The organism is Dokdonia sp. (assembly GCF_039945015.1).
GTDB lineage: Bacteria > Bacteroidota > Bacteroidia > Flavobacteriales > Flavobacteriaceae > Dokdonia.
Map to the genome: position 1 here is coordinate 725,599 of NZ_JBDUXP010000004.1, position 25,062 is coordinate 750,660.

Sequence of the window (25,062 nt, forward strand, 5' to 3'; positions counted from 1 at the left end):
AAATTAAAATCACGTACTTTGTCTTCTTAAATATAGCATATGGCACTTACAAATAATGATATCTTTAAAAAATTACGTGTAGCACATAAATTACGTGATGATGATATTGTTAAAATATGCAGTCTTGTTGATTTTAAAGTAACCAAAAGTGAACTAGGCGCTATTTTCAGAGCAGAAGATCATCCTAAGTATATGGAATGTGGTGATCAGTTCTTACGTAATTTTTTAAACGGTCTTGTTATTCATTTACGAGGACCAATGCCTCCTAAGAAGGATAAGAAGCCAGAATAGTTCCTTATTATATTTTTATATGATCTGTATATTGAGATTCTAATAGACTCAAAAGGATTAAGCTAGTTTAACTCTTACTTTGGTTTTCTTTACACGGGCATTATCCAGTGTATGAATGAGTTGTTTTGCGACTGTTTTATGTACTGCAATAAAAGCAGTGTCTTGTTTTAATTCAATTACACCTAGTTGTTCTTTGGTAATTCCTCCTTGTTTAAAGAATAGTCCTGCAATATCTCCTTTTGATATTTTGTCTTTACGACCTCCAGAAATTTGCAAGGTTTCCCATATAGATGCTGGACGTACTTCTTTATCTAGAATGTATTCTTCATCCATTTTTTTTATAAAATCGGGTAAACGCTCATTACGCCAGTGAAGGACATATGCAGCGCCTTCATTATGCATTCTGGCAGTACGGCCATTACGGTGTGTAAACTCTTCTACACGTACCGGTAGATGATAATGAATGATAAATTTAATATCGGGTACATCAATTCCTCTGGCCGCAAGATCTGTTGCTAGTAATAACTGGTGCGTCCCATTTCTAAATTTTAATAATGATAATTCTCTGTCTCGTTGTTCCATTCCTCCGTAAAAGCAACCGTGTGCAATCCCGTAGTCTGATAAGTATTCACTTATGCGAGCGATAGTATCTTTAAAATTACAAAAGATAATCCCTGGCTGATTACCGAGATGTCTCAATGCCTTTTCTAGCATGGCTAGTTTATCTTTCTCTGGAGATACAATGGCTTTAATTTCTAGTTTAGAATTTCCTTCATGAAGGTAATCTACCGTTACTGGTTTGTCAAGCTTTACAAATGAGGGGACCGTAATTCCTTGTGTTGCTGAAGTCAATATCTTTTTAGATAGATTAGGAAGGTAACTTATGATTTCTGTCATTTCTCCTTCAAAACCTACTTCTAGTGATTTATCAAACTCATCAAGAATGAGTGTCTTAATATCTTCTGTCGGGAAGGTTTCTCTTCGTAAATGATCTGCAAGACGTCCAGGAGTTCCTATAAGTATGGCGGGTCTATGTTTGATGGCCTGTCTATCTGTATTAAAAGATTGCCCACCGTATGCAGCATGTATTTTATATCCAGTGCCCATATTACGAGCTACTTGTTCTATCTGTATTGCAAGTTCGCGAGACGGTACTACAATAAGCAATTGTACTTCCTGAATGTCAGGATCAAGCTCGGCTATCGTAGGTAATAAGAAAGCGAGTGTCTTCCCTGTTCCTGTAGGGGAGAGTAAAACAACATCTTTAGATGCATGAATAGCAAGCTGAGCAGCTTCTTGCATGTCATTAAGAGTTGTAATACCAAGCTTTGCTAGTATTTGCTGCTGATTTTTTTGATGACTTATCATACCGCAAAGGTACTACCATTAAAGCAAAGTGTATGACGTACTTTTTTATTTATTTCTAAGAATATTTATAAAATCTTATATCAGAAAGAATCTATTTTGGATACTGGATAAATCTAGTGTATAGGCATCCAAACGTATAGGTAAACAGCCATAAAATGACAAAAACTCCCTATGCAAACAAAGACATGAAAAATAGCATGATTCCCTGGAATCTTATTAAAGCTATATATGATTGCGCCTACCGTATAGGCAATTCCACCTCCAAATAACCATTGAACCCCAGTAGGGTGTAGGTTGGCTATCAAAGGTTTGTAGGCAAAGACAATCATCCATCCCATAGCAACATAGAGTATGGTAGATAAAACATCAAAACGTCCTGTATAAAAAATTTTGAGGATCACTCCAAATAGTGCAATGCCCCAAGTAACACAAAAAATAATGATCCCAGTTTCTCCTTCTAATGTTACAAGTGTAAAAGGGGTATATGTTCCTGCAATAAGAATATAAATGGCGGCGTGATCAAAAATTTGGAGTCTAGCTCTTCGTTTTGGTTGCGTCGCTTTATGGTAGATAGTAGATGCAAAGTAGAGGATACATAAACTAAGCCCAAACACAAGCGCACTTATGGTGTAGGTTGTTGTTACGCTTTCGCGAAAGCATAGCATCACAAGTCCTACAACACTCAAAATAAAACCAACCAGGTGCGTATAGATATTCCAATCTTCTTCTAGAGGACTATAGGTAACAGCAGTGTATTGTTTTCCCATGATTACTTTTCGGATAATAAGAAATCTAATTGGGTCTTAAGTTCTACGACTGCAGCTTCAGGTTGTGAAGACGTATTTCCACTTAGAATAACGCCGTTTTCTACAAAGCGAACCTGTCCTTTTTTGTCTAGAAGAATGAGCTTCGGAAACACATTGTTTTTTAAGTCTCTATATAAATAAGTAATAGCATCGACCAGATGTTCAAAGTGAAATGGTTTCTTTTCTAAAAACCGTTCTACTTTATCTTTTGGATCAAAAGTAATGGCAACAAAATGTACTTGATCTTCATAGGTATCTTTTAGATAATTGAGATATGGAATCTCAGTAATACACGGAGGACAGGAAGTAAACCATAGATTTATAAGGGTGACTTTATCTGTATAATCGGTATTAGTTTTGATATGATTTTGAAGATTTTGTAATTCAAAATAGGGGAGTGGTTTATTTATAAAACTTTGTACGCCTGTATTAATATCTAGCGGCGATGAGTTAGATTGCGAGAGTACAACTTCGACATTTTGAATAATAGAATCTTGACGTACTACAGTAGATCGGACTTTGTAAGTTGCTGTGGTATATTTATAATTACTTTGTTGTGAGTAGATTTCTTCGATGGATTTTAGCTTTTCGCGAAAGCGTACTTCATCATATATGTCGTCTTGAAAATTATAATATGTTTCCTGGCAGAAAGTACTACTGTAGCAACATAAAAAAACAAGAAAGAGATAGAATCGCATGTGAACGAGGGTATATAATTGCAAATAGAAAATAGGTTAGATAGGTACTTAGCAATCGCTAAGATATAAAAGTGTTTTTAAAGTTTGTGTTATATACTATGAACGTGAATACTACGTTTTTTCTAGAAAACTATTCAACTATTCTTATGAAGTATTTCGTTTTTATGTTTCTGTTTTTTCCTTCTCTACTTATAGCACAAACAGAAATAAAAGCGAGTTTATATTATGATCATGATGCGTACCAACTTGAAGAAAAACATGTACAAAAAATAGATAGTATAAAACAATTATTGATTACTCAGGATTCTATAACTATACGAATACAAGGATTTGCAAATGCATATGGAACAGATAGGTATAATGTACAACTTTCTAAAAAAAGAGCACGAGAAGTCCAATTATTGTTTGATACTTATCATATCCTTGAAACAGAAGGTTACGGAGCACTGGAGAGCACATCTGGTAAAAATAGAAGGGTAGATATCTTTATTTCTCGTTTTATGCATACAAAAAAGGAAACAGTCATTATAGATAAGGAAGTTTCTGACTCTCAAGAAATCAATGACCTTTCTACCTTAGAGATAGGTGATAAAATAGTTTTAAAAGGAATTCTCTTTCTAGGAGGGACAGATACTATATTAGAAGAAAGTACTTCAGTTTTACAAGAATTGTATGATTATTTAGATACAAACCCAAAAACCCATATTAATCTTATAGGACATATATGTTGCCATGGAAGTATTCCATCTAGTAAAGATGGATTTAATGTTATTACAAAAAGCTACAGCCTCTCAAAAGATAGAGCAAAAGCGATATATGATTACTTAGTAGATAATGGAATCTCAAATGAACGATTGGCCTATGAAGGTAGAGCATACCTAGAACCTTTGGGTAAGGGTAGTAAATATGATCGTAGGGTTGAGATAGAGATTATAGAGTAACTTATACGTCTTTGATTGTATGAATTTAACTAGAAAAGTCGAATTATGATCTATAGTTTCGTACTTGCATTTGTTACTTTTTACAAAACTCATTCCAGATTTACAGTCTCTCGTTCCTATATATCCCGTGTTTATAACATTTTTTTAAATTCAAAACCGCCTATTCTTCATCTTTGAAGTGTTAAACAATTGGAAATAAATTAAGTACAGGTAATTATAACCTAGTAAAATTTACGATATCGTTTAATAAACATCCTGTATTTTAAAGTATATGACTTTGATTAAGTAGCTACTATTATTCTTTCTTATTACAGGTTTAGACTTACACAATAATTAATCATTTTAAAAATAATTATCATGGCAACAGACATAGTAAATGTAGGAATATTTATAGACGCAGATACAATTATCTCAACTCAAGGTGGAAATACTGGAAATCCAGTATTTGTTAACAATTCAGCGAATACGATCTATATGGTCTCACAAAAGGCAAATGAAATTAGTGGTCATGGGGCTGCAGAATTAAATGTTAAAATGCACCCTAATCAAGATATAAGATGGCGGGCGTCAACACTGACATTTGGAGGACAGTATACCGTAAATCTATATGCAATTAGTGTTACTCAAGGTGAGAGTCTACTTGATAGAGTAGAACCAGCTAGAAGCTCTGAGATGATAGCAGAAATTAATCCAAATGATATTCAAAATCCAAATGTGTTAGAAGCAAATCTTGGGTATTGGTCAGCAACTGCTTATAAAGAAGGAAATGTTACATATAATTTTTACTTTCAAATTATGAAACCACATGCAGATGGGACTTTAGAAACTGTTGGACGTTTTTACTGGGATCCATATATTGACATATCATGGGACAACTAGTAGTAGTTTAAAATACGACACTTAAAAAGCCAATGCTATTACAAAGTAATTTCATTGGCTTTTTATATATGGGTTATATTAAGATCGTGTTATATATCTTTTCTATATGTTCTTCTGCGTTTATGTAGTTCGTGTTCATAGTTTTTCCAAAGCTGTTGGATAGCTTTGTTTTCTTCTAGTTCAGGATTGGTTTCTACATCGGTAATCCCTCTTTTATTAAAGAGATCTTGCATCATTTGAAATATAACGGCAGTCACTCCTTTATTTTGATATTCTGGATCAATACCAATAAGATAAAAAGCAGCGGTACTTGTTTTCTTTTTTGCTTTTAATAAGTGATAAAATCCAAATGGAAATAATTTTCCATTTGCTTTCTTTAATGCTTTAGAAAAGGAAGGCATTGTAATTGCAAAAGCGACTAGGTTCCCATCTTTATCTTGCACACATTTTATAAAATCGGGGTGGATATATTTTAAGTATTTCTCTTTGTAATGATCAATTTGATATTGTTGAATGGGAACAAATGTCGAGAGTTTATCATAGGTTTTATTTAATAAACCAAACATCTCATCTACATAAGGTTTGATCTCATCTGAGGTTCTAAACTGTAAAGGGGTAAGATCGTATCGTTTTGCAATGATATCTGCAAACTTCTTTACTTTAGGGTTTTGCTTTTCTGGTGGATCAATTTTTATTTTAAATTCTACCCATTCTGCTGCCGTTTCAAAACCTAATTGTTCAAAATGATCTTTATAATAGGCATAATTATACCAAGTAATCATGGTATTCAAATAGTCAAATCCTTCTACTAATAGACCTGCTTTCTCCATATTTGAAAAACCAACAGGACCTTCTATAAATTCTAAGTTATGAGATTTTCCTATCTCACTTACTTTGTTTAGTAATGCTTTTGTTACTTCAATATCATTTATCGTATCAAACCAACCAAAACGCATTTTTGGTTTTCCTTGCTCTTTAACTTCTATATGATTAATTATCGCACAGATGCGACCTACAGGTTTGTCTTGTATGTAAGCGATAAAATATCGAGCCTCTGCATTTTTGAAAACAGGATTCTTAGCAGGATCCATACTATCCAACTCATCTGCAATAATAGGAGCTACCCAGTTGGGTTCATCCTTGTATAATAAAAACGGATACTTAACAAACTGTTTAAGTTCCGAAGGGGTTTTCATTTCTTTTAGGGTAATCATCTAGTCAAATACTTCGTTTTACAAATTGCCATCATCGTCTCCACCATCTGGGTCTACGCCGTCTCGTCTTTTTTTCTTATTTATTTTTTCTGCTTGTCGTTTGGAAGCAGATTTTTTCTTTTTACCATCTTTTTCATCATCTCCACTTGTGTCTTCTATTGTTTCATCTTTTTTATGAAGATCTAATCGCCAAGATAATCCAGCGGCAACATTCCATCGAGTAGGAGTGTCTTTAAAATTAACAAGACCACTGATATCTACTTGCAAATTTTTTGTGAGTAGATAAGCACCTCCTGCACGTGCAATATTATCGGCATATAGATCTCCTGTAATGAGTTGGTATTCTGCAAAAAATGCAATTTTTTCTGTAGCAGAGTGAGTCATTGTTGTAATCCAAGAATAAGCTGGAAAATCACTCGTAACACGATCTGCAATAATATTATTTACCCAAACCCAACGTCCCCAATTGTTTTGTGTAATAAGCGCTATATTAGGGCTTATACCAGCTTCACGACGTGTGTCTAATTCGTTTTCAAAATCAAAAACAGCACCTGCATACACAGAGATTGCTGGGATTAATGATTTCCATTTAAATTTGAAATTTGCATGGTATGAGTATAAGTTAGGCTCGTCTTCCCCTTTTTTATGAGGATCGTACACAAGATATTTTGCTCCTAACTGTAGGTTCTCAACCCCATTTACTCTTCGTGGATCTATACTCCCTGTTGTAAATGAAACATTATTAGATTGATATCTAAAGAAAGTACTTACTTCTAAGGCTTCTTTCCAGAACCCATATCTCAAATCAAGATTAAATGCTGTGATATCAATATCTGTATTAAGTAAATCATGAGTGTCATTTCCAAGATCAAAACCAGATTCTACTTGTATCACTTGTGTGCCTACAGCAAAGGCGCCTTGTGACTCTCCAGGACGATTAGAGTTAATTGTCTCAGTGTATTGACCATATACTGTTCCGCTTAATGCAAAACATAAAAAAATACAGAGTCCATAAATAGGTTTACGCATGTCGATTGGAGTTAGCATTCAAATATATAAGAATTTATCATTTTTTTAAGCTTTATTAGGTAGTTGTTATAAATCATAATGCCTAATTTTACTAAAAATTTCACACAATGCTCTTACTTTTAGCACTAGATGGTTTTTTTAAAACGATTTTAATCATCGTCTTGGTATATGTAACCCTACGTTTTTTAGGGCGTTTGCTATTTCCGTACTTCATGCGCTATATAGCAAAGAAAGCTGGACAAAAAATGGAAACTACTTTTAAAGGTTTCAACGGTTTTCCGCAAGATAATACGCCAGAACCGGCGCCTGTTGAAAAGAAATCTAAAAAAACAGTGGGTGATTATATTGATTTTGAAGAGATCGATTAATGCTCTTTTATACGCTTTCGCGAAAGCGTAAACACATCCATACCCGATAATTTGTTAATAGTATATCTCTTAAGTATGAGAATAGACTAGTATATCTTCGTCTTTTTTCCGTTATTTTTGTGCGTATACTCTAATTTGCTTTTATGAATTTTCAGTTCAAACGTTTCTTACCACACTTTCTGGTTGTTATAGGATTTATAGTTGTCTCATTGTTATACTTCAGTCCGGTATTATCTGGTAAAATGATTTACCAAAATGATATCAAGTTGTATGAAGGGATGGCAAAGCAACAAAATGATCATAGGCTAGCGACGGGTGAAGAAACATATTGGACAAACTCTTCTTATGGCGGGATGCCAACTTACCAGATGGGCGCTAAGTTCCCTCATGATTATATGGATAAGCTTGATAAACTTATAAGATTCCTACCACGCCCAGCCGATTATTTGTTCTTATACTTATTGAGTTTTTATGTTCTCATGCTTGTAATGAGAGTACCTTGGAAGTTTGCTGTTATAGGAGCGCTTGCCTTTGGATTATCAACGTATCTTATTATTATTATTGGGGTAGGACATAACTCAAAAGCACACGCCATTGCTTATTTCCCATTGGTGCTTTCTGGTATTATACTCACTTTTCAGAAACGATATATATGGGGATTTATACTCACAGCCGTTGCCATGGGATTGGAAGTACAGGCAAATCATTACCAAATGACGTATTATCTAGGACTTGCGGTGATCGTTTTAGGAATCGCGTACCTTATAGATGCGTATAAAAAGAAAGAATTGCCTCATTTTTTTAAATGCATAGGTGTTTTGTTAATTGCTGTTACGCTAGGACTGGCAACCAATGCTACAACATTACTCTCGACAGCAGAGTATGCAAAAACAAGTATCCGAGGAGAAAAATTACTTAAAGACCCTGCAGCTTTTGGTGATGAAGTTGGGAATGGATTAGACTATGAGTACATCACAGAGTATAGTTATGGAAAATTAGAATCTCTGAATCTTTTAGTGCCTAAATTATTTGGAGCAGGTAGAGCTTCAGATTTGGGTAATGAATCTGTACTTTATAAAAAATACATACAGTTAGGAGCTTCTCCTGCCGAAGCAAAATATTACTCAGGAGTTCCGCTTTATTGGGGAGAACAGCCTTTTGTAGAAGCACCGCCATATCTTGGTGTTACCGTTGTCTTTCTTGCATTATTAGGATTGTTACTCGTAAAAGGACGACTTAGATGGTGGTTACTAGGAGGAATTATACTATCACTACTGCTAAGTTGGGGTAAGAATTTTGAAGGGCTCACACGCTTTTTTATAGACTACATCCCTTTTTATAACAAGTTTAGAGCGGTATCTAGTATTCAAGCAATTTTAGAATTATTAATCCCTATAGCAGCCGTTTTTGGACTGTATCGCTTTTTTAATGATAGAGAAGATCCTAAAGAAAGACTTAAAAAATTACTGATAGCCTCTGGTATTCTAGGAGGTTTATGTTTGCTATTCTATCTCTTTGGAGGAAGTTTATTTAATTTACGATCATCTAGAGAATTAGGGATGGCTACTGGTGAGCAAGCACCTATTTTAAACGCTTTAAAAGAAGATCGTTTACATGTTTTAAAAAGTGATAGTTTGCGATCATTGCTTTTTATTATTGGGGTTGCAGGGATTTTGTGGCTCACGTTTAAAAAGAAGGTTTCAGAAAACATCGCTATTATTATTGTTGGTGTTTTTATTGTGATAGACTTGGTAGGCGTCGATAGAAGAAGTGTTAATGAGGATAATTTTATATCTGAAAGAGAATACAGACAGAATTTTGAAGCGACTCCAGCAGATGATATGATTCTAAAAGATGATGGCTACTTTAGAGTATTAGATAATTTTAGAGGGTTTAATAACTCTCATACTTCTTATTTCTTTAATTCTCTTAACGGATACTCTGCTGTGCGTCCACAACGTATGGAGGATATCTATGATAAAATCATTTCGGGTAAAATAGGAGTGCTTAATATGTTGAATGTAAAATATATCATCCAAGAGAATGAAGGTAATATGTTTGCAAATCGCAATCCATATGCAAATGGACCTGCATGGTTTGTAGAGGAGATACAACTGTTGCCAGATTATAATAGTGTGTATGATGCATTGGATATTGTAGATACAAAGAAAGTTGCTGTTCTCAGAAGTGCATATAAAGAGGAATTAAACGGTTTTGCTCCTAAGAAAGATAGCCTTGCTACGGTTCAATTAGTAAAAGCGTCTCCTAATAAGATGGAGTATACTACTGCAAATACAAGTGATGGATTTGTGGTCTTTTCTGAAGCGTATTATAAAAATGGCTGGAAAGCAACAATCGATGGAACAGAAGCTTCAATTTTTGAAGCAGATTATATGTTAAGAGGATTAAGGGTTCCAAAAGGAGAACACAAGATTCAATTTACATTTGACCCTCCCGTAGTTAAAAAAGGAGGAATGATTATGCTCATAAGTTTTATCATACTAATCCTTTTTGTGATTGGAGGGATGTATATGAGTTTTAAGAATCAAGATCAACAGACGGCTATAGAAGAAGCTTAATTTTTCATGTCAAAAAAAGTACTTATCATTTGTTATTACTGGCCTCCAGCAGGAGGGCCTGGAGTACAACGATGGTTAAAATTTGTAAAGTACTTACCACAATTTGATATAGCACCTATCGTATATGTACCAGAAAATCCTGAGTATCCGATTGTAGATACGACGCTTATAAAAGAAGTTCCAGATGGAGTAACGATCCTTACACAACCTATAAAAGAACCGTATCGCTTTGCGAGTTTGCTTTCCTACCTGCCGACAGGTAGGCGCGAAAGTGTCAAACAATTATCGGCTGGAATTGTACCTAAACAAACAAAACAATCTTTGGTACAACGACTTATGTTGTATATACGTGGGAACTTTTTTGTTCCAGATGCCCGTGTAGGGTGGGTGAAACCTTCTGTGTCATATCTTGAGGATTATATCGAGAAGCATCAAATAGAAACGATCATCACTACAGGCCCGCCACATAGTTTACATCTTATAGGGATGCAGCTTAAAGCGAAAATTGCTCAAGGTGATTCCAAAAGAAATATACAATGGATTGCCGATTTTAGAGATCCGTGGACTACGATAGGGTATCACGATAAATTGAAAATGACGGCAAAGACACAGCAGAAACATAAGGAGTTAGAACGTACCGTCCTCACAACAGCCGATGCCATTATTGTTACCAGTCCCACAACAAAAAAGGAATTTAGCACCATTACAGAACAACCCATAACGGTGATTACAAATGGTTTTGATACCAAACAACAAGAAGTAGTAATAACACCTACAAGCTTTACGATGTCGCATATAGGATCACTATTATCTGATCGTAATCCTATGGTGTTGTGGAAAGTACTTTCTAAGTTAGTAGATACTAATGAAGCGTTTAAAAATAGCTTCACGTTAACACTAGCTGGTAAGATAAGCGAAGAAGTCATAGATGCAATAGCAGAATATGGGCTTACGTCTTATGTCAAAAATTTAGGCTATGTTTCTCATCCAGAAGCGATACAATTACAAAGAGAAGCTGCTGTATTGTTACTCATAGAGATAGATGCCGAAATTACCAAAGGAATTATCCCAGGAAAGGTATTTGAATACCTCTCTGCACAACGACCTATCTTAGGATTAGGACCTAAAGATGCCGATGTAGGGGAGATCATTACAACGACAGGTAGCGGGCATTATGTAAGTTACAGTGAAGAAGAAAGATTAGAACAATTGATACTACAGTTATTTGAGAATTATACCTCTCCAGATTGGAAGGATAGGGGAGATGCCATCTCAAAATACCATAGAAAAGCATTAACCGAAGCTCTTGCTACGCTTATTAAAACTGTGTCATAGCTATGGGAATCGTTATTAAGCAATCATTTAGTAACCTTATTACTACCTATCTAGGGTTTGCGATAGGAGCACTTAATACGTTGTTTTTGTATATCAATTTCATGTCTGAAGACTATTATGGTCTGGTGAGTTTTATTGTCTCTACCGCCATGATTTTAATGCCAGTTACAGCCTTTGGAGTACACAATACGCTTGTAAAGTTTTACTCAGCATACAAAGGGAGAGAACAGAGTGTCTTTTTGAATTGGATGCTTATACTGCCTTTACTAGTGGCTATTCCAGGCGCATTGATCTGTTTCTTTTTTTATGAGAAAATAGGCTTGTTTCTAGCGACAAAAAATGAGATTGTATATGATTATGTGTGGTACATCTTTATAATTGCCGTATCGTCTGCTTATTTTGAAGCCTTTTTTGCGTGGTCAAAAGTGCAGTTTAAAACCATCTTTGGTAATTTTATGAAAGAGGTATTTCATAGACTAGGAATCACAACACTTCTTACCTTATTAGCTTTTGATAGTATCACGGTTGATACTTTTTTAAAAGCGTTAGTAGGCGTCTATGTACTTCGTATGTTTGTGATGAATGTGTATGCATTTATGCTTAAAAGACCTAAACACATACGGTATACCATTACAAGCTTGACTACAAACAGGAGGCGTCCAGAAAATTTTATGGCTATTCTTAAGTATACAAGCCTTATTATAATTGCAGGGTCTGTTGCAAATTTATTGTTAGACTTGGATAAAGTGATGTTAGGGTTGTATAAAGAGATAGAAAACGTAGCGTATTACTCTGTGGCTATTTATATCGCTACGGTCATTGCAGTACCAGCAAGAGCGATGCATCAAATTACCTATCCTATGGTGGCAAAAATGCTTAATAACAAGCGATACGATGATATGAGAAAACTCTATCATAAGAGTTCGTTAACGCTATTTGTTATTGCTTCTCTACTATTCTTACTGATTGTATGTAATATAGCAAGTCTATATGATATGGTGACGGTTAATTATAGAACTGGATTGTATGTTGTATTGTGTATTGGCGCCGCAAAACTATTAGATAATTGTCTCGGTATTAATAATGCGATTTTATACAACAGTGATTATTATAGAATCATTCTTGTATTGGGCGTATTATTAATTATAGTAGCGGTTATACTCAATACAGTTTTTATCCCAATTTATGGGATTAACGGAGCTGCTATAGCCACGTTTGTGGCTTCAGTACTATATACCTTATTTAAGATTATTATTGTGTATAAGAAATTTGGAATGCAACCCTTTACAAAAGGATCTTTTAAAACATTTGTATTACTCATCTTGTTTTTTAGTGCTTTTTACTTTTGGGATTTTACATTTCATCCTTTTGTAAATATTGCCTTAAAATCTATACTGTTGGGTGGTAGTTATCTTCTTGCTATTTATTTTTTAAATGTCTCTCAGGATGTCACACAAGCTATAGATGGGGTGTTGAAACGCAGGAAGTGATGAACGATTAATACTATAACACACCATATAGTTTTTATATATATTATCCTTAAAGCTTCATCTAATTACTATTTATAATGGTGATAAACGAGCTTATTAATTTAATCAATATAAACTTTATAATCAGTGAGTTCTTCGATAAATGAACCCGTAATATTTGCCTTAGTAAAAGAGTTCTTTAAACTTTCTGAAATAATAATTTCTACACCTCCAGGACTTCTAAACAAGTCATATGGATTATTTAATGTTAATCTTTTAGGTGCAATAGAACCAGAAATAGGTTCATTTAAGTCTAATTTCACCTCTTTATCATCCTCTAAAAAATCAATAAATTTACTTTTATTAATGTTTAAAAGTTCTCCATAATTATCAATTACATGCATAAAGAAATAATTATTAATATCCTCATTTTTATTCATTAGAATAGAAGTATTATAAAATTTAACTCCAAAGGCATTGTGTTTCTCAATGATTTCTTTGGTTTTTGAAGACACAAACATTCCTTTTGATATATCAAGTTGAATTGTACTTAGAAAGTCTGTTAATTTTGCTTTTTTGTTTAATTCAAAGTTTTTAAGATTAGGTGCTTTTTCTTGAAACGAATGGTAATTTATTGTTTCAAAATTATTTGTTATTTCCCAATATTTATTAGGAACATCCATTTGTTTCCAATGGCCAATTTCTTTAATGACAGTACTATAGTTTAGTTTGAAATATTTTTCACTAATCATGTTTATTATTTTATAGTAATTTTCCTTCTGATTTTAGTTTTTTTAAAACAGACATATATAGTTCTCGTGGATTGACGTTACCCATATTAGGTCCTTTTTTGAATAAATCATTAACTTTTACTTCATTTTTAACTGAAATATCTTTTATTTTTAAAATCAGTTCCCCCGCTCCCGCCAGTTTGTAACTGGTGGAGATTTGAGTAAGAAAATTAATTCATATAGGCAATAAATACTACAATATGACCTACTATATAGTTTTTACTAGTTTCTCTAAAATACAAAAAGCCATAGTTTTAAACTATGGCTTTTGTTAATGCTTTTCAATTTTTAAAAATCTTCATAAAATTCTGTTTGTGTCTTTCTGTTTTTAAAGTCGAAACCAGTAATTTTATTTTTTTCTATATCGTTTTTTAACCTCTCGGAAATTAAGATGCTTTTGTCTATGCTAGATTTAAATAAGTCCACATTTTTTGTCAAAATTATTTTTAGTGGAGTAATCGTATTTTCTCCATTAGTTTCAAAATATAATTCTTTTTTTTTGTTTTTTAATTCTTCAGAATCATTAAACTTTAACTCAATACTTTTGTCTACTTTATCTAGCCCACTTACTATTCCAAAGATTGATTTTTTATAATTGAATATGTCTTTAGCATCTAAAAAGCTTAATAAATAATAATTATGATGTTGATCTTTATTAGTTATTAAACAATCTAATAGTTGGCTATTCTCTAAGTCAAATCTATTAAGTAATTTTGATAATTTATCAGATATAAAAAATCCATCTGTAGAAAAAAATCTAGTACTCATACAGTCTGTCATTTTTGCTTTATTATGAGTTTTAAATTTTGTTAAGTCTAATTTTTTAGATATGTGTTCATAATAATTAAAGCCTTTATATAAATCAAACCTATTTTCATCATTATTCTCAGGATCAATAAAATTATCTACTTGAGTATTGTATTCAGAATCATTTATGTTTCCAACAATTTTTGGTTCTATAGAATGATTTAAATGATAATAACTTATTTTTTTCATCTTAAAATATAATATCGTTTAACTTTATTTTCTTATCTAACGGTAGAGATTTATTTAGTTCTATAAGATCATCTATTTTGTTATTTATTTGTTTTGCAAAATTATCCATAAACTTTCTGACTTCTAGTGCTGTTACAGCATCAATAGGCTTTTCTAATATTTCTTGGGCATAATCATTAAATCCCCGCTCCCGCCAGTTTGTAACTGGTGGAGACTTGCGTAAGAAAACTAATTCATATAATAGGTCAATACTACGATATGATCTATTATATAGTTTTCACTAGTTTCTCTAAAATACAAAAAGCTATGATTGGATATCATAGCTTTTTGCTTATACTCACTTATTATTTTAAATACTCTTCTTGCGACTAGTTACAAACTGGCGGGAGCGGGGAGTTAATAATAAAATATTTAATTTTATTCATTTATATAAAACTCTATATCCATTTCTTTAAATTCTATTCCTGTAAGACCTTTTTGTTCTATATCATTTTTTAATTTTTCTGAAATTAAGGTATTAGAGTTTAACCCCCTACTCCCGCCAGTTTGTAACTGGTGGAGATTTGAGTAAGAAAATTAATTCATATAATCGATCAATACTACAATATGGCCTACTATATAGTTTTACTCGTTTCTCTAAAAGACAAAAAGCTATGATATCTTATTCATAGCTTTTTGCTCATACTCACTTATTATTTATTCAAATAAATGAGCGATTTCTTTTTTTCTAGGCATATCCAATAATTTATATAAAGTAATACCATGTTTATTAGGTGTTTTAGGATCTGCACCATGTTCTAATAAAGTTTCAATTACACTAGTGTCACCTTTGCGATATCTCATAACTGCGGTCATTATCGCTGAATTACCTTCATCATCTTGACAGTTTATATTTGCCTTGTGCTTTAATAATAATACTACCAAATCTGTATTTCTATTTGAAATCGCATATAATAAAGGAGTATAATCATGAAGCCCTTTGGTATTAATATTTACAGGGTACTTTAAAAGTAATTTTACTATATTTATATATCCTTCATCACATGCTATATGTAATGCTGTATTTCCAAATTCATCTTTTTGATTTACATCAATACCTTTTTCCAATTCTAATTTGAGAAGATCTATTTCTCCTCTAATAATTGTTCCAAAATTCATAATTAATGTTTTATAATTTAATCTAATTTTCTACTTCTATTTGAACTTCTTTCTTCTAAAATATACAAGTCTGGATTATTTTCAGCTTCAATAATTTCTTTTCTTGTACTTCCTTTTTCCTTATGTTTTTTTAATCTTTTTTCCCAAGTTTGTCCTTTAATATGTCCAATATCTGCTCTAGGTTGCCCTATTAAGTTTTCTGGTACTCTTTGACCAGCTTTAGGATGCTTATGTCCTAAGGGTGTAAACTCTGGATAGTGAGTGCCAAAGTTTGGAATGTCCTTATGAGTTTTACCATCAAAATATATTTTATGACCATTAGCGTCTTTTCTCCCTGTATATGCAGTTTCAAAGATTTCATCTTTTACATCTTTTCTTAACGAAACTCGCTCACTTTTTACTCCTCCTCTAATTTTTTCAGCTCTAGCAGCATCATCTAATTTATCTAATTTTCCAAATTCTTCAATTTGATCCGCTTTAGATGAATTTTCTATTTTATTGGAAAATTTATTCCCTTCATCTGCTATAATAATTCCATCCTGTTCGCCTACCTTAGTTTTTTTACCAACTATTTGACGTGTATCTAAATCTTTTCTAAGTTTTTTGGAATCAATTTCAATTACTCCTTTTTGTTTCTGATCATTGATATCTATGTTAGATAATAATACTTTAGCATTAAATTGCCCCCATAATTGTAAACGATTCCCGTGACGTTCAAACCAAACTTTCTTAAAGCCTAATTTATCCAGAACTCTGTTTCTAAATGTATTAAACTTTTTAATTCCTTTCCCTACTTTCTTGTTAAAACTTATTACTAATTTATTTCCTTTCAGGCGAGAACCTATAGTTGCTAATCCTTTTTTACTTCCTTTAATCGCTCCTTTAGTTATCTTACGTATACCTTTAGTATTCTTAGCTACAAACTTACCAACTTTTGTTGCTTTTACAGCTTTAATCGTAGTTTTAAGAACTTTCCCCATTCCAAGTAAAATACGGTCTATTAAAAACTCTACCACTATAATGGCAAAGGCAGAAGCCAGTGCTTTTCCTGCATCTTTAGGATTATTATTCCATGCTAGTTGTACATACTCTTTTATTTTTCCACTAGCGCGGTATATGGCTATAGCTCCAAAAACTAAAATTAATGCATTCATGATAAGTTGTACTGCGGCAAGTACTGCTGCACCACCTGTAAAGAATGCGGCTACACCAGCAATTATTAATGCTGCGATTAGCCCTCCAATAATGTATGCTTTATACTTATTCCATAATACTTTAACTCCTGTAAGCATTTGTTGTCCAAAATACTTTATTCTTCTTCCAATACTTAGACGCCCAGTTTTTGCCATTAATGCTGCGGGACTCGTATCATTTACGGGTTGACTTTTAGGTTCTGGACCATTAGGTTCTTTACTTCCTGCGGCTTCAGACTCTTGAAGCATTTGATCATTATAATAGGTTAGTTTATTTTCATCACTCATATTATAGAAATCAGTACTTCCTCCTGTTGCACCTTCAGTTCCTGTAGTTTCTTGACCAAGATCGCTAGCAAATCCTTCTTGTCCAGCGGCTTGTTCTTGAATTTGCTCTCGCGTTATTGGACTTGCAGATCCTCCTAATTCAAAAACTTCTCCATCTTTCATGCTATTAAATTGTTGAGAAGCTAATGATGGATCCATTTCGACAAGAGGATTTGGAGTAATTGCCACATCATCATCTGCTAATAGATTCTTTGTTAGCACCTCTGGTATTGACGCCCCTTCTGAAGAGATTCCATTTCTTTTGCCATCAAAGGTTATTCTTCCTTCTGGTAAGCCCATAGCTTGAGACCATTTACCTTCATTTTGAATAGAAACTTCTGTGTCTTGTAATGGTTCTCCAGGGTTACCTCCTAAAGCTTCCTCTCCTAAAGCACCTAAAAACTCTATAGTTGAATAACTAGCTCCGATTCCTAAATTGGCTAAAAACCTAATGATTATTAATACCCCAACCGTAATCGCTTCTAATACATCTAGTGCTAGATTAATGGCTTTTTGATATAGTACTAAAATCATATCTATTACCTTACCTATAACATCTAGTAATGCGTGTACTGTTTTTTCTAATGCCTCTGCTAACTTGTTTATAACCTGAACAGTTTGCGCTACTTTCTTATCTATATAGGCATTGAACTTTGCTGCTGTTTCTGGGAACATAAATAGAGCAGCGCTCACGACAGATTTTGCAATCTCTCCAAATACTTTTACTGCTTTAATTGCAAAGTCTCTTACCGCATTGATAATACCGGATGCTTTTTCTTTTGCCCAATTAACAAGGCTTTTCACAGCAGCGCGTAATTTATCAAAAATGAAATTCACTGCTTTTTTGATTTTATCAAACTGATCACTTACCCAATCTATAGCACTATCAAACCAACCTTTTTCTTCTTTCTCTACGCCTTCTTTCTCTTGTTGCGCTACATCTTGATCTGCCTTTTTTGTTTTGGCTTCAATGTCTTTATCGGCTTTAGCATAGGTATCTGCTATTTGTTGATTTCCTTCTGTTTGCTTTTTGGTGATACTAGCCTCATTCTTGGTTTGCTCCTTCGCCAACTGCATCGAAGCATCTTCCTTAATTTTTTGGTTTTCTGCTTGCCAGTTTTGCTTTTGATTAACAACGTCTCGTTGTCCTTTACCACGTTCTGCACGTTGTGCTGCTTTTGCTTCTTCGGTAGCATTCATCATATCTTGTTGATGTTTGCTCTTCTCAGCTATGATGTTCTGGTCTTTATCTGTACCAGCAGTCTGCATATCTTGTGATGCAGTATCAATTTCGTTTTGGTAACGTGCTTGTAATTCCTGATTGATACTTGCTGTTTCTGTATCATCAAAACTTGGCATCTCAGTGTCTTGAGACAGTAAGCTTTCACGTTGTTCTGTCAACTCCGTTTTGATATTAATTTTTGCCTTCTTATGTGCTTTCTTAGGGAACATACCACTTTCTCCAAAGTCTTGGATAGTAGCTTTTTGTGCGTTTCCTAATTCGTTTCCTACACTTTGCTGTGCTTGTATATTGTTTGCTTGTATCTGAGCAGGATTTGATGCTTCATCAAAACTTGCTGCAGGTTGTGCTCCAAGATCAGATTGTGCAGCTGTCTGTACATTACCTAAATTTTCTCTTGACTGCTGTATGTCTTTTATAAACGCGCCTCTCTTTGTGGTTACTTTTCCAATAGGTGCTTTTTTAGTGGCTTTATCTAGTTTTTTGGTATCCTTGTCTGCGGTTACTTTTTTAGCTGTAGTTGGCGTTTTAATTTTTGGAACTTTTCCTTTTGGTAAAGCTTTGACTTTTGGTTGTGATACTTCTGATGCAGCATCTATACCAGTAGGAATGGTAATTTCTTCCATGCCTGCTTGTGCTTCTGCAAGTTGTCCTTGTTGCGCTTGTGCCGCTATGGTAGTTGCCTCTTTCATAGAGCCAAATGCCTGTAGAGGCGGTAATTTTGTAACACTACTTATGGCTGCTTCTGGGGAAGAAGTAGCAATCTCTTGTTTTGGTTTGTTTTGTGATGCTCCCGTATCTTTTATTGCTATTGTTTGTACGGTAGTATCTTTTGTTTCTTCTTCTGTTAGCTTGTCTTTTGGGGCATTAGTGTTGTTTACCAGTTGGATAAACGGATCATTCTTTAAGAGTTGTGTAATAGGGTCATTATCTAGTAATTGTGTGATAGGATCATTTGCGATAAGTTGCTGAAAAGCATCTCCTTTTGCTCCCGTTTTGTCACCAGCTGTCGTTGCGTCGTCTTGAAGCCCTGTTCCTGTATGTGTAGTATCCGAATTATGAACTCCATCTGTTTTTTCTGGAGATTGTATATCAGATTGAGTCGTACTTTCTAGTTTTTCCTTTTCTAGTTCGGGATCTGGTTTTACCTTAGATGTTGGGCTCACTGCTTTTTTTTGCGGTACTACTTTAGGTCTTGGCTTAAATTCGTACATAGATGATCTTTATTTTTTATGACTGTATGAGACAGTACTTATTTGTTCCTGTATAAAAGGGAGGATAGATGAGAATAGACGCTTATAAGAAGCGCCTATTCTGCATTAAAAACCAACCCATATACCTTAAGTATAATGAACTACAAAGATGAACTGTTATAGGCTAATAGTAAAGTTTTTTGAGGTGTAGGATCCGTAGTTTCAGTAGATTATGCGATGTGTAATCTATTTACTGAAGTGACTGTTTTTTGAAAGGTGTCTTTATACGCTTTCGCGAAAGCGTATACCTGTACATTATCATAAACAAACTATATATAAAAAGAAAGCCCCATACAGCAAATGCTATATGGGGCTTTCAAACTAACCAACCAAAAATCTATTATCTTCTACCGTTTCGTTTTACAGCGTTACGGTTTCTTTTTCTACCATAATAATGATCATTGTCATTATCATAGGTGTTATAGTTGTTATTATGACTGTAATGAGTAACATATCCTTTTGTGTGAGAGATATCTCCATAATGATCATAATATACTCTTAGGTTTCCTACACGTACTAATCTTCCGTGTGCATATCGTAAGGTTATATTTCCTATTTGGTTAACATCACAATTGCGATTATATCCTATATAGTTACGTCCAACTTTTGTAGCGTTGCCTAAATAATCATAGGCTACATATCCTCGATTTCCTCGATTAGAATATGTGGTTCCTGGTGCATTGTGACCACGTCTCCCATGATGTTGTGGGTTTGAGAATCTGAAATCAAATTCTCCGTTTGGATATACAATAAATTTTACACCACGTTGTACAAATGAAATTGACTGTGGTACATTGTAACGTATCCCTGTTGTGTTGTTGTTGTGATCGAGATTCGTCACTTCGTTTGCTTGTGCAGTCATTCCTCCTAGAAATAATACTGCTAATACGACTAACTTTTTCATACTTAAAAAATATTAGGGTTATTACGTTACCGACTCTCGGCTTACGCTTCTGGTTATTATAAACCAAGGAGCGTGCCAAAGTTTTAAATAACTGTAAATCAATATTTTAAGATATTCTTGTTGCCTTACTATGATTAATCCTAAATCATTTATATCATGAAAAAAAAGAATCTTACAAGCTTAAGACTTAACAAAACCACGATTTCTAATCTTAGAAATACTAATGGAGGAGGTAGAGAATCAAGACCTACGGTTGAAACCCGTGAACTTTCTTACTGTATTGGAATTGGTGTTCCGGCTACCTGTATCTCGGTAGACCCTTGCGCATAATTAAATAATGAAAAGCAAGCTTAGGTTTGCTTTTCATTGTTACCTGTATCACTACAATCTGGTGTTTATCTACTTGTTTGAATATCAGGGATTAGTACGCCATTATCGGACGATACTTCCTATATTATCAATTTTATAAATTTGATAATACGACCTTTGTTTTTAATACCTGTTCCTTGCTAAATTCACTCTATTATTAATTTAAAAAGTATAATTATGTTAAAAAACATTTCAGGTTTAGGTACAGTCTTAAACAAAAAAGAGCAAGAGTCAATTAAGGGTAGTGGGATTTTAATATGTAGACCTCACGAGTGTCCAATTGGTATGGAATGGGATCGATTTGAGTGTACGTGTGTAGAATCAGATTATCATTGTTAATTTTTAAGTAACGATCCAAAATAAGAAAAGCGAGCATAGCTCGCTTTTCTTTTGCTCTTTACGATATTCTGTATATGTTTTTAATTACGGAAAAACCATAATTATCTGATTGTCAATTATTTACTATCTTAGTTCTATTATTAATTTTAAAAATCATTTAGTATGTTAAAATCAATTTTAAATGTAGAAGGTGTTAAGGAATTAGACAAAACTGCACAGAAGTCTGTTGGCGGAGGTGGCTCAAGAGGAATATGTTGTATGACATTCCCTTCTGGTTTTACGCTTTGCGAACCAGGGTATTGGTGTGGTAATAGATGCCACTGGTATTAATTATTATAAAAGCGGGCTTGTCCCGCTTTTATTTTTGCTTTTCATAACTCATAAATTTTATTGCCATGAAATCATTCGTTCACTTATTTCTATTATCTTTTTTTATATTTACTAGCTTTAATGCTAAGAGTCAATCTCCATCTCTTACGGTCTGGAATAGCACAAATTGTCCACAAACCATTATCGTATACACGGATACAGCAGGTTGTAATAATCCTATAATTTCTGGCCAACTAGTTGTGCCTGCTAATTTTTGGGCTAACAATTATTATACGGCTCCACCGGGGGATTACGTAGTTGGAATCGGTTATGGAGGTCTCCCGTCTGGTCCTGGAAACGGAGTTTCTGACCCAACTCAAGGAGGAGTTTGTAATATTTTTCCCGATTGTGATACTTTTATTCCTAATGGTGTCAATACTTGTGCACCTCCTAGTGGTTTTACTTCTTTGTGTTTTAAGAAGAAAGGAGCCGGCCCTAATTCTTCTGCGTCAATTGCAATATTTTAAAATTTACTATGGCTACATAGTGCTATTCATTTATTACAGCAAAAAGATGCAATATGACCAAAACAAGCATTCTTATTTTTTATATTTAGTATACCAAGTTGTGGTTGATATCTTAAAGAAAATCAAAAAATAATCATTGTTTTTTGTTACGTTAATTCAGTGAATTCTAATAGGTTATTGTTGAATTATATTGAGTGTATATATACTTTTAGCATACTATTAATCTTTAAAATTTTATTATTATGTTAAAAAGCATTTTAAATGTTGAAGGTGTTCAACAACTGGACAAAAAAGAGTTAGTATCTATTAATGGTTCAAGAGGAGGTTGTTATGCTTGTTTTTGTCATCATACCAATACGGATCCTAATTGCTGTTGCGTTAATTAAAGACTTTAAGGCGAGTCTTGACTCGCCTTTTCTTTTTTACTTATTCTTACTTTTGATAAAAATTTAAAGTTATAGATTGATACGTTTCTCTTTAGGATAGCGTAACTCGTATGAAAAACTTTTTTCTTGTGTACTATTGGGTGTGATGTTTAGATTCCATTCTAGTAATCCTGTTTTGGTTTTATAATTTGCATCCCCCGTTTCTATATCATCTACTTTTATTTCTTTGTTTTGTGACTTAGGAATTCTATCTAAGAGCTTAAGATTAATTGCTATCTTCTTGTTGTTTTTGATTTCTATGGTATAGCTATTATCTATTATGCGTTGTGACCCTATAAATGAGGTTGCTTTTATATTATCTAGTTGTTCACGTTTTATAATGACACCTTGATCTACTCCTAAGGAAATGGTTAACTCTTCTGTAGTGGTCAATGGGTCTATAAAAGTTTTACCAGAAAAACTCCCTTCAAAATAGATGTTTGCTTCTCCTGGTAATAAACTATATTTTGTCCAGTCTGTAATACTAGCTGTTAAGAATACATTCTCATTAAGGATAGGGGCTGCAAAATATTCATAGGTTGCAGGAATCTCAAAAGTGTCTACTTCTATCACGGTAATATCACCGTCTGAAGGAATAGAGTATTGTTTTTTAATCTCAAAACGTGTCGTTGTAATGCCTTCTGTTTTGATATCTCCTGTGCTTGTGTAATCTACATCGACTCCTCTAGCTTTTCCTTCTAGCGTGTTTGTTATATCTTCTAACTGTACTTCGGTTGTAGCATATCCTAATGCTTTTTTCTGTTTGCTACGATAGTAGTTATTTATAAAGTTTAAGTATTTAGGACCTAATTCTGGCTTTAAGTTATTAGTGTTAGGATCTCCTGTAGAGATCACAAGTTTTACATCATCCCAATTTGAACCTGTATTTTGGTGTATGTGCGCTTTATAAGATAATGCTAGAGGCGTATTAATAGTTTTTGCTTTCAGATCATATAAAGGATACCATCCTGCATTCCTCACATTGTATGATACATTAAGTTGTAATGATGTTTTTAAGTCACTATATACTTTTAGAGTGATTTGTCCTGTACTTTTTTCTTCGGTGATATTAAGTTCGTTTAATTGTTTTGTGAGATCTTGATTTTGTTGTTGCAATTCAGCTCTTTTGAGTTCTGCATCTAAGAGGGCATTTTTAATTGCTGTGATACGTTCTCTATAATAGGTTGCTAGTGCTTTTACCTTCTCTAGACTTACTTCTTGAGTAGTACTTCCAAGTTTCTGATTAAGGGTAATGACCTCTTCTTCTTTATGCAAGCCTGTCATCAGATTGTTCAGTTTCTTGATGCTAAAGACAATGGCTTTTTTCTCTTTTTGTAAGGCTTCTACAGCCTCGGTGTTTTTATGTTTTGTGAGATGATTGATGCTATAATTTATAGAGAGAATGGTGGCATCGTTCAATCCTGATACTTGAATGCTATTCTCGTCTATGGTATTTGAGAGGTTGTCTATCATAAAGGTGGTCGTACCTTCAGAGATCAATACGTTTGCAGCTCTTTCTACTTGAGCTCCATTGAGATATACAGTGACTAAAGAGATGTTTGAGGCTACAGATTTTGGGACTGTAGATGGGATTTCTGAAGTTTCTGTATATGCCATACCTACGGCAGGCAGGCTTTTCGCGAAAGCGTAATTAGCAATAAGAAATGCAATAAGGAGAAATACTTTTTTCATGGGTGTATTGTTTGTTTGCTCAAAATTATGTCCAAACAATGATGTGTAAAACCTACAATGAGGGAAGTGGTACTTCTGATGCGTAAACGGAATATACGAGATAGGCTAGTCTAGAAACTTTGCCTTTAATTCTGGAGTAGGGATCATACATGATTCTTTCTTTCCATACCATTTGTAACGATTACGAGCGATGTAATCATACACTACATTTCTAAGGAACGCAGGGAAGATTAAGAAGATGGCCAGGAAAGAATAACCGCCAGAAAGATGGCGCGCAATACGTAATGCTGCCGATGATTTTGTATATGCTTTTTCTTGATCAACTAGAATAATAGAGTCTACCTTAGTACTATCTATGTCATGTTTTGAGATAAGTGCTTTACCAAGATCACTTTGTAGAGGAGCAAATCGAAAAAGATCCTTTGGGTCATGCTTGATCACAAAGATGATAGACGTATTGCATAGGTTACAAACGCCGTCAAATAAAATAATCTTCTTGTCTTTTGGTAGTTCCATGAATTCTTGTGAATATGGGAATCTTATTCCAATAGTTACATTTTCT

At 33.8% G+C, this 25,062-nt stretch carries 22 protein-coding genes; 10 read left to right on the forward strand and 12 right to left on the reverse strand.

The window, feature by feature from the left end; all coding sequences use genetic code 11:
• Positions 1-39 precede the first annotated feature (39 nt).
• Positions 40-291 (forward strand): DUF1456 family protein, encoded by a 252-nt coding sequence (locus tag ABJD27_RS05475; RefSeq protein ID WP_348169788.1) that lies wholly within the window; start codon positions 40-42, stop codon positions 289-291.
• Between the two features lie 57 nt (positions 292-348).
• Here the strand turns inward: ABJD27_RS05475 and ABJD27_RS05480 are convergent, their stop codons facing one another.
• The 3 genes from ABJD27_RS05480 to ABJD27_RS05490 form a co-directional block, all read right to left on the reverse strand.
• Complete coding sequence (locus ABJD27_RS05480) at positions 349-1,659, reverse strand: DEAD/DEAH box helicase (RefSeq protein WP_348169785.1); 1,311 nt, start codon at positions 1,657-1,659, stop codon at positions 349-351.
• A gap of 113 nt (positions 1,660-1,772) precedes the next feature.
• Positions 1,773-2,426, reverse strand: a complete 654-nt coding sequence (locus tag ABJD27_RS05485; RefSeq protein WP_348169782.1) for a hemolysin III family protein — start codon at positions 2,424-2,426, stop codon at positions 1,773-1,775.
• 2 nt (positions 2,427-2,428) lie between these two features.
• A complete protein-coding gene (locus tag ABJD27_RS05490) occupies positions 2,429-3,163 on the reverse strand; it encodes a TlpA disulfide reductase family protein (protein ID WP_348169779.1) in 735 nt (244 codons plus the stop codon).
• A gap of 146 nt (positions 3,164-3,309) precedes the next feature.
• Between ABJD27_RS05490 and ABJD27_RS05495 the strand changes: the two genes are divergently transcribed.
• Both ABJD27_RS05495 and ABJD27_RS05500 read left to right on the forward strand, forming a co-directional pair.
• On the forward strand, positions 3,310-4,104 hold the full coding sequence (locus ABJD27_RS05495; protein WP_348169776.1) for an OmpA family protein: 795 nt from the start codon (positions 3,310-3,312) through the stop codon (positions 4,102-4,104).
• A gap of 357 nt (positions 4,105-4,461) precedes the next feature.
• Entirely contained in the window at positions 4,462-4,983 is a 522-nt protein-coding gene (locus ABJD27_RS05500; protein WP_348169773.1) for an AidA/PixA family protein, read from the forward strand.
• An 89-nt stretch (positions 4,984-5,072) separates the two neighbouring features.
• On the opposite strand, the gene ABJD27_RS05505 is transcribed toward ABJD27_RS05500, so the two are convergent.
• Together ABJD27_RS05505 and ABJD27_RS05510 are read right to left on the reverse strand one after the other, a co-directional pair.
• Positions 5,073-6,197, reverse strand: a complete 1,125-nt coding sequence (locus ABJD27_RS05505) for a GTP cyclohydrolase (protein ID WP_348169770.1) — start codon at positions 6,195-6,197, stop codon at positions 5,073-5,075.
• A gap of 18 nt (positions 6,198-6,215) precedes the next feature.
• Positions 6,216-7,226, reverse strand: coding sequence for a transporter (locus tag ABJD27_RS05510; RefSeq protein WP_348169767.1), 1,011 nt, complete (start codon positions 7,224-7,226; stop codon positions 6,216-6,218).
• A gap of 107 nt (positions 7,227-7,333) precedes the next feature.
• Between ABJD27_RS05510 and ABJD27_RS05515 the strand changes: the two genes are divergently transcribed.
• The 4 genes from ABJD27_RS05515 to ABJD27_RS05530 all read left to right on the forward strand — a co-directional run bounded on the left by ABJD27_RS05515 (position 7,334) and on the right by ABJD27_RS05530 (position 12,998).
• Positions 7,334-7,594: a DUF4834 domain-containing protein gene (locus ABJD27_RS05515; protein ID WP_348169764.1), complete on the forward strand. Its 261-nt coding sequence runs from the start codon at positions 7,334-7,336 to the stop codon at positions 7,592-7,594.
• Positions 7,595-7,737: 143 nt separating this feature from the next.
• The gene (locus ABJD27_RS05520) at positions 7,738-10,173 is read left to right on the forward strand and encodes a YfhO family protein (protein ID WP_348169761.1); all 2,436 of its coding nucleotides are present in this window, start codon (positions 7,738-7,740) and stop codon (positions 10,171-10,173) included.
• Between the two features lie 6 nt (positions 10,174-10,179).
• A complete protein-coding gene (locus ABJD27_RS05525; protein WP_348169758.1) occupies positions 10,180-11,508 on the forward strand; it encodes a glycosyl transferase family 1 in 1,329 nt (442 codons plus the stop codon).
• A 2-nt stretch (positions 11,509-11,510) separates the two neighbouring features.
• Positions 11,511-12,998 carry a polysaccharide biosynthesis C-terminal domain-containing protein gene (locus tag ABJD27_RS05530; RefSeq protein WP_348169755.1) on the forward strand — a complete coding sequence of 496 codons (1,488 nt, stop codon included), beginning with the start codon at positions 11,511-11,513 and terminating at the stop codon, positions 12,996-12,998.
• A gap of 101 nt (positions 12,999-13,099) precedes the next feature.
• On the opposite strand, the gene ABJD27_RS05535 is transcribed toward ABJD27_RS05530, so the two are convergent.
• The 5 genes from ABJD27_RS05535 to ABJD27_RS05555 all read right to left on the reverse strand — a co-directional run bounded on the left by ABJD27_RS05535 (position 13,100) and on the right by ABJD27_RS05555 (position 20,839).
• Positions 13,100-13,729: a DUF1629 domain-containing protein gene (locus tag ABJD27_RS05535; protein ID WP_348169752.1), complete on the reverse strand. Its 630-nt coding sequence runs from the start codon at positions 13,727-13,729 to the stop codon at positions 13,100-13,102.
• A 327-nt stretch (positions 13,730-14,056) separates the two neighbouring features.
• On the reverse strand, positions 14,057-14,764 hold the full coding sequence (locus ABJD27_RS05540; protein WP_348169749.1) for a DUF1629 domain-containing protein: 708 nt from the start codon (positions 14,762-14,764) through the stop codon (positions 14,057-14,059).
• Positions 14,765-15,460: 696 nt separating this feature from the next.
• On the reverse strand, positions 15,461-15,922 hold the full coding sequence (locus ABJD27_RS05545; RefSeq protein ID WP_348169746.1) for an ankyrin repeat domain-containing protein: 462 nt from the start codon (positions 15,920-15,922) through the stop codon (positions 15,461-15,463).
• Positions 15,923-15,939: 17 nt separating this feature from the next.
• Positions 15,940-19,896, reverse strand: a complete 3,957-nt coding sequence (locus tag ABJD27_RS05550) for a GH-E family nuclease (RefSeq protein ID WP_348169743.1) — start codon at positions 19,894-19,896, stop codon at positions 15,940-15,942.
• Positions 19,897-20,275: 379 nt separating this feature from the next.
• Complete coding sequence (locus tag ABJD27_RS05555) at positions 20,276-20,839, reverse strand: hypothetical protein (protein WP_348169740.1); 564 nt, start codon at positions 20,837-20,839, stop codon at positions 20,276-20,278.
• A gap of 156 nt (positions 20,840-20,995) precedes the next feature.
• On the opposite strand from ABJD27_RS05555, the gene ABJD27_RS05560 reads away from it, so the two are divergent.
• The 3 genes from ABJD27_RS05560 (at position 20,996) to ABJD27_RS05570 (ending at position 22,383) form a co-directional block, all read left to right on the forward strand.
• Positions 20,996-21,169, forward strand: a complete 174-nt coding sequence (locus ABJD27_RS05560) for a hypothetical protein (RefSeq protein WP_348169738.1) — start codon at positions 20,996-20,998, stop codon at positions 21,167-21,169.
• Positions 21,170-21,709: 540 nt separating this feature from the next.
• Positions 21,710-21,877 carry a hypothetical protein gene (locus ABJD27_RS05565; RefSeq protein WP_348169735.1) on the forward strand — a complete coding sequence of 56 codons (168 nt, stop codon included), beginning with the start codon at positions 21,710-21,712 and terminating at the stop codon, positions 21,875-21,877.
• 65 nt (positions 21,878-21,942) lie between these two features.
• A complete protein-coding gene (locus ABJD27_RS05570; protein ID WP_348169732.1) occupies positions 21,943-22,383 on the forward strand; it encodes a hypothetical protein in 441 nt (146 codons plus the stop codon).
• A 455-nt stretch (positions 22,384-22,838) separates the two neighbouring features.
• On the opposite strand, the gene ABJD27_RS05575 is transcribed toward ABJD27_RS05570, so the two are convergent.
• Positions 22,839-24,500, reverse strand: a complete 1,662-nt coding sequence (locus ABJD27_RS05575; RefSeq protein ID WP_348169729.1) for a DUF4139 domain-containing protein — start codon at positions 24,498-24,500, stop codon at positions 22,839-22,841.
• Between the two features lie 105 nt (positions 24,501-24,605).
• Positions 24,606-25,016, reverse strand: coding sequence for a thiol-disulfide oxidoreductase DCC family protein (locus tag ABJD27_RS05580; RefSeq protein WP_348169727.1), 411 nt, complete (start codon positions 25,014-25,016; stop codon positions 24,606-24,608).
• Positions 25,017-25,062: the final 46 nt, after the last annotated feature.